17 protein-coding genes are annotated in these 18,562 nt (G+C 70.1%); 7 read left to right on the top strand and 10 right to left on the bottom strand.

Going from position 1 to position 18,562, the window contains the following annotated elements:
• The first annotated feature begins 13 nt into the window (after nt 1–13).
• Together FNH05_RS04480 and FNH05_RS04475 are read left to right on the top strand one after the other, a co-directional pair.
• Nucleotides 14–1,234, top strand: a complete 1,221-nt coding sequence (locus FNH05_RS04480) for a cytochrome P450 family protein (protein ID WP_144585979.1) — start codon at nt 14–16, stop codon at nt 1,232–1,234.
• A gap of 73 nt (nt 1,235–1,307) precedes the next feature.
• Nucleotides 1,308–2,222 (top strand): L-tyrosine/L-tryptophan isonitrile synthase family protein, encoded by a 915-nt coding sequence (locus FNH05_RS04475; RefSeq protein ID WP_144585978.1) that lies wholly within the window; start codon nt 1,308–1,310, stop codon nt 2,220–2,222.
• 280 nt (nt 2,223–2,502) lie between these two features.
• Here FNH05_RS04475 and FNH05_RS04470 read toward each other — a convergent pair whose 3' ends face one another.
• From FNH05_RS04470 to FNH05_RS04430, 9 genes are all read right to left on the bottom strand, one after another.
• Nucleotides 2,503–3,567 carry a uroporphyrinogen decarboxylase/cobalamine-independent methonine synthase family protein gene (locus tag FNH05_RS04470; RefSeq protein ID WP_144585977.1) on the bottom strand — a complete coding sequence of 355 codons (1,065 nt, stop codon included), beginning with the start codon at nt 3,565–3,567 and terminating at the stop codon, nt 2,503–2,505.
• A complete protein-coding gene (locus tag FNH05_RS04465) occupies nt 3,564–5,030 on the bottom strand; it encodes an MFS transporter (protein ID WP_144585976.1) in 1,467 nt (488 codons plus the stop codon). The genes FNH05_RS04470 and FNH05_RS04465 overlap by 4 nt, the downstream gene beginning before the upstream one ends.
• Nucleotides 5,031–5,100: 70 nt before the next feature.
• On the bottom strand, nt 5,101–6,078 hold the full coding sequence (locus FNH05_RS04460; RefSeq protein WP_246127528.1) for an enediyne biosynthesis protein UnbU: 978 nt from the start codon (nt 6,076–6,078) through the stop codon (nt 5,101–5,103).
• Nucleotides 6,075–7,940 (bottom strand): FG-GAP repeat domain-containing protein, encoded by a 1,866-nt coding sequence (locus tag FNH05_RS04455; protein ID WP_246127527.1) that lies wholly within the window; start codon nt 7,938–7,940, stop codon nt 6,075–6,077. Before FNH05_RS04455 ends, FNH05_RS04460 begins: the two co-directional genes overlap by 4 nt.
• Nucleotides 7,941–9,526: 1,586 nt before the next feature.
• Nucleotides 9,527–10,651, bottom strand: coding sequence for a glycosyltransferase (locus FNH05_RS04450; RefSeq protein WP_144585974.1), 1,125 nt, complete (start codon nt 10,649–10,651; stop codon nt 9,527–9,529).
• 166 nt (nt 10,652–10,817) lie between these two features.
• A complete protein-coding gene (locus tag FNH05_RS04445) occupies nt 10,818–11,084 on the bottom strand; it encodes a MoaD/ThiS family protein (protein ID WP_222426519.1) in 267 nt (88 codons plus the stop codon).
• A 15-nt stretch (nt 11,085–11,099) separates the two neighbouring features.
• Nucleotides 11,100–11,963, bottom strand: a complete 864-nt coding sequence (locus FNH05_RS04440) for a formylglycine-generating enzyme family protein (protein WP_144585973.1) — start codon at nt 11,961–11,963, stop codon at nt 11,100–11,102.
• A complete protein-coding gene (locus FNH05_RS04435; protein WP_144585972.1) occupies nt 11,960–12,754 on the bottom strand; it encodes a class I SAM-dependent methyltransferase in 795 nt (264 codons plus the stop codon). Before FNH05_RS04435 ends, FNH05_RS04440 begins: the two co-directional genes overlap by 4 nt.
• Before the next feature lie 195 nt (nt 12,755–12,949).
• Entirely contained in the window at nt 12,950–13,783 is an 834-nt protein-coding gene (locus tag FNH05_RS04430; protein WP_144585971.1) for a class I SAM-dependent methyltransferase, read from the bottom strand.
• Nucleotides 13,784–13,901: 118 nt separating this feature from the next.
• On the opposite strand from FNH05_RS04430, the gene FNH05_RS04425 reads away from it, so the two are divergent.
• A complete protein-coding gene (locus tag FNH05_RS04425) occupies nt 13,902–14,255 on the top strand; it encodes an ArsR/SmtB family transcription factor (protein ID WP_144585988.1) in 354 nt (117 codons plus the stop codon).
• Here FNH05_RS04425 and FNH05_RS04420 read toward each other — a convergent pair.
• A complete protein-coding gene (locus FNH05_RS04420; RefSeq protein WP_144585970.1) occupies nt 14,240–14,971 on the bottom strand; it encodes a DUF899 family protein in 732 nt (243 codons plus the stop codon). The two genes, FNH05_RS04425 and FNH05_RS04420, sit on opposite strands and share 16 nt — an antisense overlap.
• 224 nt (nt 14,972–15,195) lie before the next feature.
• On the opposite strand from FNH05_RS04420, the gene FNH05_RS04415 reads away from it, so the two are divergent.
• The 4 genes from FNH05_RS04415 to FNH05_RS04400 form a co-directional block, all read left to right on the top strand.
• A complete protein-coding gene (locus tag FNH05_RS04415; protein ID WP_144585969.1) occupies nt 15,196–15,846 on the top strand; it encodes a winged helix-turn-helix transcriptional regulator in 651 nt (216 codons plus the stop codon).
• 58 nt (nt 15,847–15,904) lie between these two features.
• Nucleotides 15,905–16,825, top strand: a complete 921-nt coding sequence (locus FNH05_RS04410; RefSeq protein WP_144585968.1) for a homocysteine S-methyltransferase family protein — start codon at nt 15,905–15,907, stop codon at nt 16,823–16,825.
• Nucleotides 16,826–16,827: 2 nt separating this feature from the next.
• Nucleotides 16,828–18,369, top strand: a complete 1,542-nt coding sequence (locus FNH05_RS04405; RefSeq protein WP_246127526.1) for a TldD/PmbA family protein — start codon at nt 16,828–16,830, stop codon at nt 18,367–18,369.
• Nucleotides 18,366–18,562, top strand: a 197-nt coding sequence (locus FNH05_RS04400) for a hypothetical protein (protein ID WP_222426518.1), incomplete at its 3' end; no start/stop codon positions are given. The genes FNH05_RS04405 and FNH05_RS04400, both read left to right, overlap by 4 nt.

Below are 18,562 nucleotides of genomic sequence, written 5' to 3'. Positions count from 1 at the left end.
AGGAAGAAGACCCATGCAGCCACTGGAAGAACCTGTCCCGCTGTACGGCCCCGAGTACAAACGCGACCCCTACCCGCTCTACACCGCGATGCGAGACAAGTGCCCGGTACACCGCGTCACGTTCCCGAGCGGCGTCAACGCCTGGCTCGTCACCGGCTACGACGCGGCGCATGCGACGCTCAACGACCGGCGGCTCGGCAAGAACCACGCGCTCGGCAACGACGGCTGGCGCGCGCTCGCGTCGATCATGCCCGAACCCCAGCACTCCCAGCTGCAGGTGCACCTCCTGCACCAGGACCCGCCGAAGCACACCACCCTGCGCCGGCTCGTCCTCGACTTCTTCGCCCCTCGGCGCGTCGAGAGCCTGCGCCCGCGGTTCCAGCAGATCGCCGACGCCCTCGTCGCCGAGTTCCCGGCGACCGGTCCGATCGACCTCGTCGAGCGGTTCGCCGCCAGGTTCCCGTTCCTCGCGCTGGCCGAGACGATCGGCCTGCCACCGGCACTCGCCAAGGACTTCCGGCGCGAGTGGGGCAAGGTCGTCGCCCCGGTCGGCCCTCAAGATCCCCGGCGCCCCGAGTACGAACGCCTCCTGCACGGCCTGCAGTCCTACATCGCCGAGGTCGTCGCCCACAAACGCCAGACCGGCGGCGACGACCTGCTCGCCGCGCTCGTCACCGCACACCGAAACGGCACCCTGAGCCGGGAAGAGCTCGACTCGATGATCTTCCAGCTGCTCGTCGCCGGGCAGGAGCCGGTCACCAACCAGATCACCACCGCGCTGGTCGCGCTGCTGCGCCACCCGGACCAGCTGGCCCTCCTGCACCGGGAACCGGACTTGCTCCCGCAGGCCGTCGAAGAGTTGCTGCGCTACGACAGCGCCTTCGAGCTGACCACCTGGCGCTTCCTCGCCGAGGACGCCGACCTGCACGGCCGGCGCGTCCCGGCCGGTGACTCGATCATCGTCTCGCTCTGCGCCGCCAACCGGGACCCCGAGCGGTTCCCGGACCCCGGCCGGCTCGATTTCGACCGCAGCCCGAACCCGCACCTCGCGTTCGGGCACGGCATCCACTTCTGCCCGGGCGCCGCCCTGGCCCGCGCCGAGTTGCAGATCGCCCTCGGCACCCTGCTGGCCCGGCTCCCGTCCTTCCGGCTCGCGATACCGGAGGAGGAGCTGGACTGGATCCCCGCGGTGCTTGGCCGAGGGGTGAGCGGCCTCCCCGTCACCACCGACTGAACCCACACCACCCCCGAGACAGGTGCCGCGGACCACCGCGGCGCCATGCCGTCGTACCCGCCTGGAGATCTCGATGCCCACCACCACCCACGCAGGACGCCTCGCCACCGCGATCCTCGGCCTGCTGCTACCCCACCGCCGGGGCACGGACAACGCACCACCGGCCGCGTTCACCCCGCAGCTCGACCGGCTGCGCGCCTTCGTCGAAGCGGGTGAGCCGATCCTGTTCACCCTGCCCGGCTTCCCGTGCAAGTCCCCCAATCCCGCCAAGGTCCTCGGCAGGCTCCCCGACGCCGGGGAACGCCTCGCGCTACGGTTCCTCGACCGCCTCTGCACCCGCATCGCCGAGGTGTACCTGCCCGGCGTGCGAATGCTGATCTGCTCCGACGGCCACGTCTTCGGTGACCTCATCGGCGTCCCCGACGACCACATCGACGACTACGCCGCCCACCTGCACGCGCTCATCGAAGCCGGGAAAATGGACGCCCTGGGTACCTTCGACCTGCACGACATCCTGGGCGACGCCTCCTACGACGAAAAACGCCGCTGGATCGAAGCCGAATACGCCCCGGCCATCGAGGAGGTGCGCGCCGAGGTCCGTCGCCACGAACAGGCTTTGCGGCTCTACCGCGGGATCACCCGCTTCCTCTTCGAAGACACCGCCGATTTCGACGGCAGCCGCTCCGCCCTGCAACGCCGCTGCCGCGAACGCGCTTACGGCGTCGTTCGGCGCAGCACCGCCTGGGGCCGCGTCGTCGAACGCCGCCACCCGAACGCCGTCCGGCTCTCCATCCACCCCCAGGCGGCGGGCTCGGCCAAGTTCGGCATCCGCCTCCTCGACGCCCCCGACATCTGGACGACACCCTGGCACTCCTGCGTGCTCCGGCACCCCGACGGCCGGGTGGAACTGCTGCCCCGGCACCGCGCCGAACGGCTCGGCACCCTCGTCGAGCGCGACGGCCGCCCCGACCACTTCCGAGCGAACTGAAACGACCACCGCGGGGCAGTGCCCGCCATCTCACTGCCGAACCCTCGAATCGACTCCACAATGCCGTCGTCGCGCCGGCTGAGAACGGCCGGGCGCCGCACCCCTGACGTGAAGAGGTGCGACGACCCGGCGTGTCTTCCGTCGTGCCTGCGCCACGCTGACCAGGCCACTGGTCGCCAACGGTTCAGGGCCGCCGAACCGCATCGGAAACCCCGCCTCGTCGAAGCGACCGGCGAATGCTCGGACAGGCTCGGCGAACGCCGACGGGAATCGCCTTCCGTCAGACCCCGAGGCGTTCGGCGGCCAGCTGGGTGCCCGCCACCCTGGCGGCGATCTTGGCGAACGCGATGTCCCGTGAGGTCGAGGTGTCGTCGGCGAACGGCGCGAAACCGCAGTCGTCACAGGTGCCCAAGCGGTCCGGGGACAGGTGTTCCGCCGCCTCCAGCACGCGCTCGCACACCTCACGCTCGCTCTCCACGCGCGGGTCGATCGGGTCGGTGACGCCGACGAAGATCCGTTGTCCGTCCCGGACCTGCTTGCCGATCGCTTCCAGCACCGCACCACGGTCCGGTTCACTGGCCAGCTGCAGGTAGAAGTTGCCCACGTTCAGCTCGAACAGCGCGGGCAGCAGCGTGAGGTAGTCCACGTCCAGGCTGTGCGCGGCATCCTGGTCGCTGCCGGGGCAGCTGTGCACCCCGATCCGCTGCCGCTCTTCGGCCGAGAACCGTTCCAGGACTGCATTGTTCAGCTCGATGAACGAGCGCAACAGGCCTCCGGACGGATCGAGCTTGAGCGACAGCCTGGCCTCGGTGAAGTCGAGTTGCACCCGGTGCGCCCCGGCGGCCAGGCAGCGGCGGATGTCGGCTTCGCTCTCGTCCATCAGATCCGCGAGGAACTCCTCGCGGCCATAGCCGTCGATCCCGTCCGCGGGATAGATCAGGCTCAGCGCCGACGGCGCGATCACCGCCTGCTTGACGGGGAGTTTCGTGTATTCGTGGGCGAGGCGCAGGTACTCGTCCGCATGCACGGCGTACCGGAACGGCCCGGCGGTCAGCCGAGGCAGTTGCCGGGTGTGCCCGTCGACGAAGGGGATCACGACACCGTCCGGGGCGAGCGAGGAAACGCCGTCGAGCGGATAGGTGGCGAAACTCGGTTTGGCCTGCTCGCCGTCACTGACGACCGGTGAGCCCGTGGCCATGAAGCGGTCCATGGTGTCGGCCAGCGCCAGTTCCCGCAGTTGACGCAGGCGTCCCTGATCGATCTCCCCGGCGCCAAACGCACGCAGTCCCTCCACAAGGAACGGTGGTCGCGGGATGCTGCCGATGGGCTCGGTCGGGAGCGTCATGAAATCGGTTCCTTTCCGTCGATGGTCATTTCCTGTGCCGGGATCAGGCGTTGCCGCCACCCGATCCAGACCGCGGCGGCAGCCGAGCACACCGCGAGCGCCGCCACGGCGATCAAGACGTCCGATGCCGAGGTGACGATCGTGGCCAGCAACAGTGGCCCGCACAGGCCACCGAGGCGGTTGTACAGGGAAACGGTCCCGGTGAACCGGCCCCGGCCCGCCGGGTCCGCGAGGTCCGCGGCGATGGGCAGGAAGATCGCGGCCATGACGTTCACCGAGAACAACGCGGCCACCAGCGCGCCCGCGCACAGCCAGGACGCCGAGGCGGTGACTCCGGTCGCGGTGAGCGCCAGCAGCAGCACCGCGGTGGCCGCGGCAAGGCCCGCGGCGAACCGGACCGGGCCGAACCGCCGGTAGCCGAGCATCAGCAGGACCGCGCACGGGACCATGACCACCGCGGCCAGCGTCAGCCACAGGTTCGCCGTGCCGGCCGCGAGCCCGCCCGAGCGCGTCAGTGTCGGCACCCAGGTGCTCAGCCCGAACGTCAACACCCCGATCAGGAAGGCGTAACCCCGTTGCAGGCCGACGGTCAGCGCTCGCCCGTGTGCGGCCGCCGCTCGTCCCGCAGCCGGGGCCGCGGCCCATTCCGGCACCCACGGGGTGAGCGCGGCCAGCAGCAGCCCGGTGGGCACGCCGATAAGCCACAGCACCCGCCAGCCGAACACCGGTTCCAGCCACAGCGCCGAGCCCGCGGCGACCAGATAACCGATCGCGGTGGCCACCACCGACAGCGCCACGACCACCGAACCCCGCGCCGAGATGCCCAGGGCGTCGGTGAGCAGCGTGATCAGCAACGGCGCCAGCCCGCCCACGGCGAGGCCCATCAGCCCGCACATCGCCAGATTGCCCGCGAAGGAGGGCATGGACCCGCACATGCTGGTGGTGGTGAAACCCAGGGTGGCCAGCAGGTAGGTGCCGCGGCGGCCCCACCGGTCGGCGAGCAGGGCGAAGACGATGGCGCCGGCACCGGTACCGGAAAGCCCGGCCACGGCCAGAAAGGACGCGCTGCCAGCGCTGATCCCGTACTCGCCGCGCATGCCCGGGATCACGAAGCCGAGCGTGGAGGTCTTGCTGATGTCGATGGTCAGCGCGGCCGTGCCGATCACCGCCACGGCGAGGCTTCTCCGGCGCCCGGGGGGCTCCACTCGCCTGGGCCGCCCGCGTCCGGCGATGCCCGCCACCACCAGCAGCAGACCCGTTGCCCCCACCCACATCTCCGGCATGTCCGACAACGCCATGCCGTGCAGGGGATTGCTCGCCGGTGACCCCGGGGTGTCGGTCATGCCGCTCATCGAGAACGCGCGCGCGAAGCAGGTGATGGCCGCGGCCACGGCGAGCACCGCGCCGGCGGCCAGCAGCCAGGAAGCACGGCGCCGTGCACCGACATCGCCCGATGTGTCCATCGTCCTTCCTTTCCTCCGAACGGCGGCAGGGCCGCACACGCCATGCCCACGGCGGCGATCACGGCGGCGATCACGATGTGCTTTCGGCCATCGCAGGCACCGCGGGCGGGCTGGCCAGGCCCCGCCGCCGCTCGGCCAGCACCAGCACCAGGCCGCGCAGCACGCAGGTGATCACCAGTGCGAAGAAGAACCCGAACACCACGCCGCAGGCCACCAGCAAGCCGTAGACCAGCGCGTTGGTCAGTCCGAACACCACCTGGTTGCGCGGTTTCACCGGCACGGTGGCCGGATCCGTGATCATGTAGTTGGTGTAGATCACGAAGGCAAGCCCGGTCATCGGCACCAGGGCGGCGATCAGCGAGTGGTCCAGGACCAGCCAGCGCAACACGGCCTGGAGGACGAAGCCGCCCACCCAGCCGAGGATCAGCGGGATCTTCCGGGTGAGCCCGGCGTTGAGCATGGTGCCCGCGATCAGGATGGCGACCGGCAGCAGCCAGTCCCAGGCGCCGGTGATGTAGTTGGTGAAGTGGTACGGCGGGGCGATGCCGACCCAGCCGAACAGCAGCAGCGTGACCACGATGCCGCTGTTCGACGGGTTGAGCACATGCCGGAGCTTTCCGCGGACCCGCAAGCGGATCACGTACTTCGTCGCGTGCGCGGCCACCACCGCGAACAGGTACGGCCACACCGAAGCGTTGCCGTACAACAGCATCCCGCAAGCCAGTGCGGTGATGTGCGCGGGCAGCAGGAAGGTGAACACCGCCTTCGGTCCGCCGGCGTACTGCGGAATGCGCCCGTGCGCCCAGCTGTCCAGCCACTCCAGGCAGAGCGCCACGGCGTAACTGGTCACCATCGCCAGCAGCGGGGTGATCGGCGACTGCTCGAAGCCGAGGAGGAGGTGACCGGCGAGGTTGAATGCGGTGAGGGAGAGTGCGAACCGCTGCAGTGCCTTGACCCGGACGTCGGGCCGGGGCGTGGTTCCTTCGGCCTGCTCTGGGCCGGGCACCGGAGCAGGCCAGGGTTCACGGGTCTGGGTTGTGCTCGTCATCGCAGGACCGCCGTTCCGTCGGGGCCCAGCACCACGGTGTGGTGACCGGGGATCAACTCGATATCGGTGCTGTGCAGGGAAGTCCCGTCCCGCCAGGTGATCGTCGCCCGTGCCGGTGCGCCGTCGGGCAGCGCGAGGTGTACCTGGCTCGCCGACACCCCGGCGTGACCGTTCGCCGGGTACAGCTGGGTTTTCTGCGGGTAGGCGCCGTGCACCTGGACGATGGCGCCGATCGCGGCACGGTCCCCGCCCGCGGCGCCCGGCTGGACGAGGTTCAGGTCCACGCCGAGACCGCGGCTGGGCGAGACGTTGCGCAGCAGGACCGAATCCTCCCACTGGTTGGCCACCAGTACGTCCAGCCTGCCGTCGCCGTCCACGTCCCCGAAGGCGAGCCCGCGGGTGTTCCACGGGTCGCCGATGCCGACCGCCCCGGCCAGATCGGCGTAGCGGCCGCCGGGTCCGCGCACGTAGAACGGGTTCGTCTGGTGCCCCGACAGATCGTCGCCGAGCTGGAAGTGCGGCCACGCCTGCGGGTAGCGCACCAACTCGTCGTTGCCCATCGCCAGTTCCTGCAGTTCCGGCCATCGGTCGGTATCACCCTTCAGGAAGCCGGTGGCCTGCATCAGCTGGTCGGTGCCGGAGTTGTCGAAGTCACCCGCCTTGACGTCCCAGGCCCAGCCACCGCGGGCGAGCCCGAGATCCTCACTGCGCTCGTCGTAGGGCACCTTCCCGGCGAGCAGGTCGCGCCCGTCGCCGGTGGGGACGAAGGCGAAGTTGCTTTCCTGCAGCGCATACGGGGTGGTGATATTGCTGACCATGATCATCGGCAGTGCACTGTCGCCGAGATAGCTGAAGGTGACGCCCATGCCCTTGAACGAGTCGTGCCCGAGCACCTCCGAGCGGGGCGTGCGCAGATCGCGCGTGCCGTTCACCTCCGTCAGCCGCACGTGTCCGGGCGTGGAGGTGTTGACCAGCAACTGGTCCGGACCGAAGTCGTTGGCGACGTAGACGTCCGGCAGGCCGTTGCCGGTGAGATCCTGCAACCCGATCGCCAGCGTCCACGACTGCGCCGAATCCGCCGGGATCGCGGTGCTCGCGTCCACGACCGCGGGAGCGGCACCCCGCACACCGGTCGGCCGTAACAGCAGCAGACGGTTCGTGCCGCCGTTGCGCGCCTTGTTCATCCCGTCCTGCATCTGCATCCGGTAGTCCTCGGTGGCGCTGGTGTCGAGCACCTTCGCCCCGTCCGGGAAGTAGTTGCCGACCAGCAGATCGAGGTGCCCGTCGCCGTCGATGTCCCCGACGTTGAGCACCGAGGTGTTCCACACCTCCATCGGCGAGATCAGTTCGGCCGCCCGGAAGTCCGTGGCCGACGGCAGGACGCCGGGTGCGGACTGGTTGAGGAACAGCACCGGCGAGCGGCCCCAGTAGTAGACGATGAAATCGAGGGCGCCATCCTCGTTCACGTCGGCCGGGACACAGCCCATCGGTGCCATCGTCGCGTCGTAGGGCAGGCCCTGCGGGACGAGATGGAAACGCGGGTACTGCGGTCCGCCCGCGCCGGGCACCGGCAGCACGGTCACCGAGTCGTCGCGCGGGTCGACCAGGCAGGCATCGGCGGAGCGGCCGAGCCCGCGCAGGTCCACGAGCGCCACGGCCGCACCCACGGCCGAGATCCAGGCGCGTATGCCCTCCAGCGAGGGCTCGACGGCCCGCTGTCCCCTCGTTCGCGGCGGAGCGCTGTTGAGCGGGCTCTTCTCGAAACCGAACGGGGCGGCCAGTGCCCGTGTCTCCGTCCCGCTCAGGCTCGGTCGCGCGGTCAAGAAGCCCGTGACGGCGGCGAGCACCACCGCGACGAGCACCGGGACAACCTGTCGCCACCGTCCGTGCATGCCTTTCCCCCAGACATCGTGATTAAGGTTTTTTGAACCGACGTCGTCCGAACCGGGCGGGCCTGCCGACTCGCGGCCGATCCGGCCGCGGCTTCCTCCGGGCCCACGAAAACAATTGACGGCTCGCCAATCTGTCTTCGCCGGCGCGATTGGCGGGCCGGTCCCGGAGCGGCCGTGCCGAGAACGGACTCGTTTCCCAGCCCCCTTCCCTGCACACGAGCAGCTCCTTCGTATTGGAATAATCACAGACCCGGCGGCAAACAATTAATCGCAAGCAATCCGACCGGGCCAAAGCCTTTGCATTGATAGCACCCGCTCGCGGGCAGGGTCAAGGATCAAGAGAATCGTCCAGCGCTGACCCGAAAGGGTGATAATCGACCCTTATGTCGTCCAGCCTCTGCGCATGCCAACGCCATCCCGACCCAATCGAACGAACTCCACCACCCGATCCGCCACGGGCTTTTTCCTTCACTTGAAAGAAAAAACATCAGCCCGGCGCACCGGAAAAGAATCGACTCCGCAAACTCGGGCGAAAAATCGGCACCGCGGCGGCGGAAACTCCGGAAAACATATTGTGCCCACTCCTGACGACGGCCGGGAACGGTGGCCGGCGCCGCGCTGACCCCAACCGGTCCCAGCAGGTGCGTGTATCGCCGAATCGCCTCAGCCGACTCCTCGATCTTGATTTCACCGCGACGAGCGCCTCGAATAGGTGGTCATGCGGCGCGAGGACAAGACCTCCGGGCCAACGATGATCATCAGGGCGGGCCCTGACCAGCCGCCACTCAGGAATTCAAGTGCCGGTACCACGCTTCGACGGTGAACGCGTCCTCGCCACCCGGAACTCGGAGGACCCGTCGATTACGGGATGCACTTACTCGATCGCCATCGCTCCGCAGCGCAAGGAAAACCACAGACCCCACTTCGCGGAGACCGGCCCGTACGGAAAGCCGGTACTGCTTCCCCACACCGGTCTCCGGCGACGGCCGACTGCTCGGCCACCGCGTTTTCGATGAGCAGGCGCGGTCGTTCCTCGAACAGGTTCGGTCCCATTTCCGGCAGGTTTTCCATGATGTGGCCGAACTGCCTCGGGCTGATCGGCAGTAATCGGACGGTGAGCATTCCCAGTGCTCACCCGATGATGTCCGGCAGTGGCCGGTCCGCGGAAATCGACGTAGTTTCGCTTGCCGGTCATGGCCACCTCTCGCCGCCGGCCGCAGTCAGCACCTCCGGCCCGAGTGGACACCGAGTTACCCTCTGAATAAGGAGTAACATCTCGCTTCGCCCGTTGAGCGGTACCTCTCGGCCACCGGAGCAAGAACGAACGCCCGAGCTCCTGCCCGTAGCAACGGGCTGTCGCGCCGTCACCGCACCAGAACCGGGCGGCTTCGGTAGCGAATTGATAACTATCCTGCGGTCCCCGGTGCATCCCCGTCCGGCCGGACGATCGGAGGCGGCCTGGGAGCTCACCTGTCCCCTTCGACGTCCTCCAATCAGGACAGGTCCCCTGGGCAACTTTCGCCCTGTCCTGACGACGACCAGGCACCCACCGTTCCTCAGGCTCGCTCTGTCATCTCCAGTGATGTGGCGATTTCGGCAGGAGAAGGCAGATCGGCGATTTCGCCGGCGACCGCCAGTGCCGCTCGGCGGAACGACGGTGAGCCGAGTACCTCACGGCAGCATCGGACGACGGCGTCAGGCGACACCTCCGTCGGCAGCAACCGCACTCCGGCTCCCGCCTTCACCACGGCGTCGGCGTTGTCGAACTGGTCATCGACCTGCGGGAGCACCACTTGCGGGCACCCCGCGCCCAATGCGGTCAGCGCCGTGCCCTGCCCGCCATGCGTGACCGCGAGATCACACGTCCGCAGCGTCTGATCCAGGGGAAGCCTGCCGGCCGCCCGCACGGCCACGGGCAGAGGCGGCCAGGTGGCGGCCACCTCATCGGCCACGGCGACCAGGAGTTCGACGTCCAGCCGACCCAAGGCCGCCAACGTCGGAAGCAGGGTGGCCTGGACCGCGTTCGCACCGAGTTGCGGCAACAGGGTGCCCACCGTCAGGCAGATCCGGGGCTTACCGGAATCTTCGAACGCCCATGCCGGGAGGTGCGCGTCCCCGTTGTAGGGGACGAACCGCAGGCTCCGATGCCCCGCCGCGGGGCGCAACCGCAGGCTCGGCGGCCAGGGATTGAGCACCTGCGCCGGTTCTGGCCACCCCTCGGTCGCCGAGCCGGGCAACTCGGCTCGCGCGCCGAGCCGATAGCCCGCCAGTTCGGCCGCACCCCACCGGTACTCCACCCACGGCACCCCGTGGTCGCCCGCCACGACCCGTCCCGCGAACTCGGCTCGTTCGCTGATGATCAGCGTTGGCTTCCACGAACGCACCAGAGCGTCCGTACCGGACAGGCTGGCCGCCGCGATCCGGCCGAACGCACGTCCGTGGAGGTGGGCCCGGTCGCCCGGTTCGTCCACCGGCGAGGTCAGGAGTTCCGCGACCAGATCGGCGAAATGGGGACTTCGGCCGGACGACGCCACCGGCAGGCCGGAGCGCAGCGCCGTCTGCGCGAACCCTTCCGAACAGGCCACGAGCACCTCGTGGCCTCGCGCCCGGAACGCCCACGCCAGCGACACCAGCGGGAAGAAGTGACCGGCCAGTCCGACAGTCGAGAAAAGTACCCGCACGTGCTCTCCGCCGTAAGTCGTCGAGGGCCCTCGGAAATGCTTCCGGTTGACAAGTCATCAGGATGCCCGCACGGCTCCCTCCCGCGCCAGAGGTGCCGGCCCGCCACCGCATCCGTCGGGGATCCGGATCTCGCGCAACCGGTCCGCTGGAGCGCCACTCCCGTCGCTACCCCCCGGCCAGTGGCGGGACGATGTGCACGGTGCTGTCCTCGCCGACCATCACCCCGTCCCGGTCTCGTCGTGGGAGGGCCTGACCGTCCAGGTAGACGTTGTAGTAGCGAAAGGGTTCGCCGTCCTCCCCGAGGATCCGGTGCCGGTACCGGGGCTCGTCCGCGGCGAACCGCTTCAGGACGTCACCGAGCGGTCCGGCACCGCACTCGAAAGTCGATCCGGAGCCCTGGGTCCAGGCCGTGGACAGCACGATCGTGGCCATTTCACTCCTCCCCTTTCAAGCGTCCGTCGCGCAGCGGAATCCGAGCGCGAAGTTCGACCAGCCGTCCGGGTCGCCGTACATCCGCTCCGTGCAGCGGACCTGGTAGCGGAAGTTCATCCAGGAGCCGCCGCGAATCGCTCGGTACCGGCCCATCACCGAGCGGATGGTGGCGTCGCACTCCTGCCCGCCCGCATAGAGTCTGGCCGTCGAGGCCGTCCACTCGTAGACGTTGCCCGCCATGTCGTGACAACCCGCCGGACTGACTCCGTTCGTGAACGAGCCGACCGGTGTCGTCTGCGGAACCGGTCCGGTCCGCTCGTGGACGCCCCGCCACCAGACCTTCCACTGTTCGAGCGAGGTCAGCTCGCCGGCATGGAACTCCGCGGTGTTCGCCCGCGTCCGGTCCCACGTGTCTCCCCACGGCCAGAGCCGACCGGCCGGACCCCGGGCCGCGAGTTCCCACTCGGCCTCGGTGGGCAGCCGCTTCCCCGCCCAGGACGCGTAGGCGGCGGCGTCCGGCCAGGAGATGTGCACGACGGGGTGGTCCTCGCGATCCCCCACGTCCGCGCCCGGTCCCGCGGGTGCCCGCCAGCAGGCCCCGTCGAGCTCGGACCAGTAGCGGTCGGTGTAGACCAGTCCGTAGCCGTTTCGCTCCGCGTCGGTAAGGTAGCCGGTCGCCAAGGTGAACTCACGGAACTGCGCCATCGTCACCGGAAACGGATCGATCCGGAAGGTCGGCACGGTGACGGCGCCTGCCGCGGTCTCGTCGGCGAACCACTCCGGTGGGAAGGCCTGGCCTTCGGTCTGCAGCCAGTCCAGCTGGTCCGGTGCGGCGCCGGGCACGAAATCAGCGCCGGCGACCACGATCATCTCAGTCATGTGCGCTCCAGGCCGGGTCGGCGGGTCGTGAGTCGGCCGGGACGCCGGACGGCGACGAACAGGCCCCGCCCGGTCAGCCAGCCTGGGCGGTAGTGAGCGTCGCAGCCGGCCGCGTCGAAGGCGGCAAGGTACTGCTCGCGAGTGAACAGGCTCATCACCTCGAACTCGGTGAAGCGGCGGATCCCCGCGGCGTCGGCCACGGTCCACTCCACGTGCAGGTGGGTCGCGTCGGCCCGGCGCACTGAGTGCGAGACCCGTGAGACGACGCGATCCGGCATTCGTACGAGATCCCCGCCGAGGTAGCCGTCGAGAAAGTTCTCCGGGAAGTACCACGGCTCCACGACCAGCACGCCGCCGGGCACCAGGTGCTCGGCCATCCGGCGGATCGCGGCCGTCAGGTCGGCCGGCGTCGGCAGGAAGGCCGCGGAGGTGAACAGGCAGGTGACCGCGTCGAAGTGACGGCCGAGCCGGATCGTCCGCATGTCACCGGCGTGCACCGCCGTCCCCGGCGGGAGGCGGTCGAGTGCCCGCTGCCTCATGGCGGGCGCGATCTCGACGCCCTCCGTGTGGTCGAAGTGCCGGGCGAACTCCGCCAGGTGCGCACCGGTCCCGCAGGCCACGTCGAGCAGCGAGGCCGCGTCCGGGTGCTGCGCGCGCACGATCGCGGTGACGTCGCGCGCCTCGTCCTCCCAGCTCTTGCCGCGGTGCCGGTAGGTGAGTTCGTAGACTTCGGCGTGGTCGGTCCCGAACGCCGCGGGCACGGTGGCGCCGGAAGCCGCGGGCACGCTCATCGTCGCTCCTCCCAGGAACCGGCCCGGCGCGGGTGGCGTGTGAGGGGCACCGTCATTCCTTCCCGTGCAGGTCGTCACTCGGTGTCCGCGATGAGGACCGCCGACCAGATCACTATAAACTTGGTTAGTGAAATTTGACCAGCTTCCTCGACGACCCGGAGGAACCCGCTCGGGACCCCGGCAAGAGAACCGGGCTCAGCCGCCCCAGACCAGGTAGGCCGGTGCCGGACGGCCCGGCAGGAGACGGAGGGCCGCCCGGTCCAGGCCCAGCACCTCGCGCACCGCGAGGTTCTCTCCCGGCCACTTCGGATGGTCGATCTCGTCGAAGGCCAGCACACTGCCCCGGGTGAGGTAGGGCTGCACGGCACGCAGCGCGGCAACGGTCGGCTCGTAGATGTCGAGGTCGAAGTAGGCCAGCGCGATCACCGTGTGCGGGTTGTCCGAGAGGTAACGCGGCAGGGTTTCGCGGACGTCGCCCACCACGACCATGGTGCGGTCGGTGATGTGCGCGACCGCATCGCCCTCGGCATGCGCGTCGACCACCCGGCGCAGGTAGTCGGGGTAGGCCGGGGGCAGGGCGAACCGGCCCGGAACCGCCGACGCGCTGATCCGGTCGACATCGGCGACATCCGGAAACCCGGTGAAGGTGTCGAAGCCCACGATCCGCCGGAACGGGTTGTGCGGCTCACGGAATCCGCGCATGGCGGTGAACGCCGCCAGGTGCCGCCCGTGCCGGACGCCGAACTCCATGATCACACCCGGCACGTCGAGTACCATCCGGTACAGCTCGTCCATCGACAGCAGGTCGGCCATCTGCTGCCGCCGCAGAAACAGCGGCAGCGCGTCGACCAGGTCCGACGCGGGCAGCGGCCACTGCTCGAGCAGTTCGGCGAGCCGCGCCTTCATCGACGACTCGGCCACCGAGTCGTGTGGGAAGACCCGCGGGTCGCGACCGGCCTCCGGCACGGCACGCGGGGCCTGCGGCGCCTGCCGGATCCCCGGCGCGTCAGGCGAACTGTGCAGGGTCATGACGTCCCCTCTCGGTCGCGAGGTGTCCGTGACGCACCTCATTGGACACTGCCGATCGTTAACCAAGCTCAAGTTATTAGCCTTGACTTATATGAAGGCCTCGCGCATGATGATGGGCGTGCACGGGTTCCAGGTCATCAGCGACCCGGTACGTCGTCGCATCATCGAAATCCTGGCGGAGGGCGAGGCGTCCGCGGGCGATGTCGGGCAGATCATCGGGGAAGAGTTCCAACTGTCCCAGCCGGGCGTGTCCCAACACCTCAAAGTGCTCCGCGACAACGGCTTCGTCGCCGTGCGCGCGGACGGGGCCCGCCGGTTGTACCGGATCGTTCCCGGCCCGTTGCGGGAGATCGACAACTGGCTGGAGCGATACCGGGCGCTGTGGGAGAAGCCCCTGTCGGCCCTCGGCGAGGAACTGCGGCGGTCTCGCCCGCATGCCGACGAGGACCAGCCGGGTCACCCCGCCACGTAGTCGTTACCCGCGTACCAGCCGCCGCGACCCTGTGGCAGCAGGTCCAGCACCTGCCACACCGGCGACAGCAGATCGATGCCGCGCTCGGCGCCGTCCGGTGGGAAGCTGGCGTGCACGGTGTAGAAGAACCGCACGTCCTCACCTTCCTTGAGGAGCACCGAGAATGCCGGCCGGGGGGCGCCCGCCTCGGTCTCGGCACCGAGGTCGCTGTTGAACGTGGTTTCACCGCAGGAAAGCAGACGCAGGTCATGCCATCCCCGGCGCCGGCCCCACGCCCGCAGGTCGCCCGGCTCCGCGCCGGCCACGACCGCGAGCGCCGTGTGCTGCGCCAGATGCCGGTGCACGCCCTGCAGCCCGTCCACCCACATCGAGCACATCGGGCAGGCCTCGGAAGCTCCCTTCGGGAACATCAGGTGATAGACGACGAGCGTCCGGTGTTCGCCGAAGAGTTCGCCGAGCCGAGGCCAGCGCCGGCCGTCGCGGGTTTCCTCCTCGAACCGGTAGTCGTCGAGCACGGGACCCGGCGGCAGCGCCCGCCGCGCGGCCGCCACCTCCTCGGCATGGTCCCGCAGGGCCCGCTCCCGGCGCAGGAGGTCGATCCGGGCCGCCCGGTACCGCTCGTCGGCGCGAGCGGGAACGAGCACGTCCGGCGGAATCCCCGCACCCGGTTCCAGGGTGTCGATCTCGGCGACGAACCCGTCGACTCCGTCCGGCATCGGCGACCTCCCTAGTCGGCACTACACCGTTACAGCTGTGCATCCCGCGTAAGCCGGTACGCGACTTTGTAGCAATATTACTGTACACTGGAGATCGATTTCCCGACGAGACCGGGAAACTACGCGGCAGAGCTGGACATACCGGGCGCCTCGGACACGTGACCGGACCGCGAGGTGGCTTGATACGCTCAATTAACACATAGCATCAACGAGGAGCGTAACGGATGACGAAGAAGCGAGACTACGGGCAGTTCTGCGGTCTGGCTTCGGCGATGACGGTGATCGGCGAGCGCTGGACCCTGCTCTTGATCCGCGAACTGCTGATCGGCCCGGCCAGGTTCCACGAACTGGCCGAGAACCTGCCGGGCATCGGGCCGAACCTGCTCTCCGAGCGTCTCCGGAGCCTGACCGCGGCAGGCGTCGTCGAGCACGCGCCGGTTCCCGGCGACGGTCGCGGCCGGCTCTACCAGCTCACCGCCGTCGGTGAGGACCTCCGCGGGCCGGTGCTCGAATTGGCCCGGTGGGGCCTGCAGTTCCTCACCGACGCCGACGCGGCCGGCGCGACCCGGGCCGCGTGGGGCTTTCTGGCCGTGCAGGCGATGACCGACCGGGCCCATGTCCCTCAGGTCGACGAGGAGTACGAGTTCCGGGTCGACGACGAGGTCTTCACCATCCACGTCGCCGACGGGACCGTCAAGTTCCACCGTGGCCCGGCCGCCCACCCCGTGATCGTCATGAACAGCGATTCGGCGAGTTTCGTCCGGATCGGGGCCCGGATGATCTCGCCGTTCGACGCCATCGTCACCGGTGCGGTCAAGATCGAAGGCGACCCCGAGGCCGTGCACCGCTGCACCAGGCTGCTGCAGCTGGCCTGACCGGCCGTTCGCCCTCTCCAGGCCAGCCGCGCACCGCCGACCCAGGGAGGGATTCCTCATGTCCACGTCCGGCCGAGTCCACCGGCACAACCCGGTCATCCTCGATGGCGGCCTGTCCACCGGGCTCGAGCACGAAGGCGAACCGATCGTCGCGCCGTGGTGGTCGGCGAGGTGCCTGATCGCGGGGCCGCGCAGGGAGCGCGTCCGGCGCGTGCACGCCGCGCACGTCGACGCGGGAGCGGCGGTCGTCACGGCCAACACGTTCCGCTGCAACCTCCGCACGCTGCGCGGAGTCGACCTGGACCCCGGCTCCGGCCACGCCTGGATGGTGCACGCGGCCGTCGGGGTCGCCCGGCGCGCGGCCGGATCGCGGGCGCGCGTCGCGGGCTCGGTCGGCCCGGTGGCCGACGCGTACCGGCCCGACCTCGTCCCCGAGGACGACGAGCTCCGCGAAGAGCACCGCTGGCTCGCCGTGGAACTGTCACGGGCCGGGGTCGACCTGGTGCTCGTCGAGACGATGAACACCGCACGCGAGGCCCTGATCGCCACCGAGGCAGTGCTGGCGGCAGGCCTCGAACCATGGGTGTCGTTCGTCTGCGGCGACGACGCCAGGCTGCTGTCCGGCGAGCCGGTCGCCGTGGCCGCCCGGGCGGTGGCCGACCGCGGCGCTGCCGTGCTCGGGATCAACTGCACCACTCCGGGGCGCACCGGCCCGGCGCTGCGCGCCCTGCGCGAGGTGTACGACGGCCCACTTCTCGCCCAGCCGAACGTGGAGGACCGCACCGCCATCTCCTCGGCCGGGCCGCGGCCGGTCGCCGTTGGTCCCGCCGCCCTGGCTCAAAACTTCGCCGAGTGGCACGACGAGGTCGGGCTCGCCGTGGTCGGTGGCTGCTGCGGCGCGACCGCGGAGCACGTGGCGGCGCTCGCTGCGCGGTTCGCGCCTCGTGAGGCAGGCGACCCGGTCGCGACGGGGGTGTGATCGTGCCCGCGGTCACCGGAACGCCCGTGGGAGCGGCCCGTCCCGGGGGCGGCTCCGCCCCGGTGCCACCGTTCGACCCGGCACTGCTGGCGAAGCTCACCGACACGGCGCTCTCGGTCGCCGTCGCCGGCGGGTGTGCAGAGGCGGAGATGCGCGCCGCCTGCGTGCGGACCGGTCTCGTCGAGGTGCACGACGGCCACCTCGCCGCCTCCACCGACGAGGGTGAGCAAGGGATCGCGGTCCGCGTGCTCTGGCGCGGACGGCGTGGCGTCGCGTCCACGTCGGACCGCACCCCGGACGGCGTGGCGGTAGCCGCCCGGCGCGCGGTCGAACTGGCCCGCCGCTGCGCCGCGGCCGGGATGTCCGCGACCTCGCCGGTGCCCGAGCCGCCGCACCCGGGAACGGCCTGGCTCGGCGGCCACGAAATCGATCCGCTGGAGGTGCCGACCGCAGAGTGGGCCGACGTGCTGGCCGAGTGGAGTGCCGGGCTGCTCCGGGCCGGGGTCGAGCGGGTCCGCGCGCGCCTGCACGCCGTGCGCGAGCGAACCTTCCTCGCGACCCTCACCGGCTCGACCATCACTCAGGAACGGGTGCGTACCCACCCGCTCGTGTTCGCCTCCGCCCGGCATCCCCGCTCCGGGGAACTCGTCACGGCGCGCTCCCTGGGACCGCCGAGCGCCCGAGGGTTCGAGTACCTGCTCGGTCGCGGCTGGGACTTCGCCGACGAGCTCGCCCGGCTGCCCGGGCAGCTTGCCGCGACCGTGCACGCGCCCCCGGTCGAGAGCGGGCCCACCGACCTGGTGATCGCCCCGTCGAACCTGTGGCTGACCTTGCACGAGACGGTGGGACACGCCACCGAGGCCGACCGGGTCCGCGGCGAGGAGGCAGCCTTCGCCGGGACGACGTTCGTCCGGGCCACCGACCTCGGCCGGCTGCGCTACGGAAGCCCGCGGATGAACGTCGTCGCCGACCGCACCCTGGAACACGGCCTGGCCACCGTCGCCTACGACGACGAGGGCGTTGCCACCGGGGAGTGGCCGCTGGTGACAGCCGGTGTGCTGGCCGGGCTGCAGACCGACCGGGCTGGTGCGGCCGCGCTCGGCGAGGCCCGGTCCCGCGGCTGCGCCTACGCCCAGTACCCGCGGGACGTGCCCCTGTCCCGGATGCCCAACGTCTCGCTGCTGCCCGATCCGCACGGACCCACCGTGGACGAGCTGATCGGCTCCGTGCGGCAGGGCCTGTACGTCGAGGGCTCCGACAGCTGGTCGATCGACATGCAGCGGCACCAGTTCCAGTTCACCGGTCAACGTTTCCATCGGATCGTCGACGGCCGGCTAGCCGGGCAGGTCCGGAACGCGGCCTACCGCGGCACCACCACCCGATTCTGGAACTCGCTCGAGGCGGTCGGCGGCCCTGGCACATACGCCGTCTACGGCGCGGACCTCTGCGGGAAGGGACAGCCCGTACAGGCGGCCGCGGTCAGCCACGGGGCGCCTGCGACGCTGTTCCGGGCGGTGCCGGTGAGCCGTACGGGCGCGCCGTGAGCGATCATCTCGCGCGGGCACCACAGGAAATCGCCGAGCACGCGCTGGCGCTGGCGCGCGCGGACCACACCACGGTCGTCGTCGACGAACTGACGGCTGCCGACCTGAGGTGGGCCGGCAACGGGGTCACCCTGCTGTCGTCGCACCGGGCCCGGTCCGTGACGGTCGTCAGCATCATGGGACGGGGCGAGCG

Origin of the sequence: Amycolatopsis rhizosphaerae (assembly GCF_007713715.1) — a bacterium.
GTDB classification, from domain to species: domain Bacteria; phylum Actinomycetota; class Actinomycetes; order Mycobacteriales; family Pseudonocardiaceae; genus Amycolatopsis_E; species Amycolatopsis_E rhizosphaerae.
Note: the sequence above shows the minus strand (reverse complement) of the source record. Positions and strands in the feature narration are given on the sequence as shown.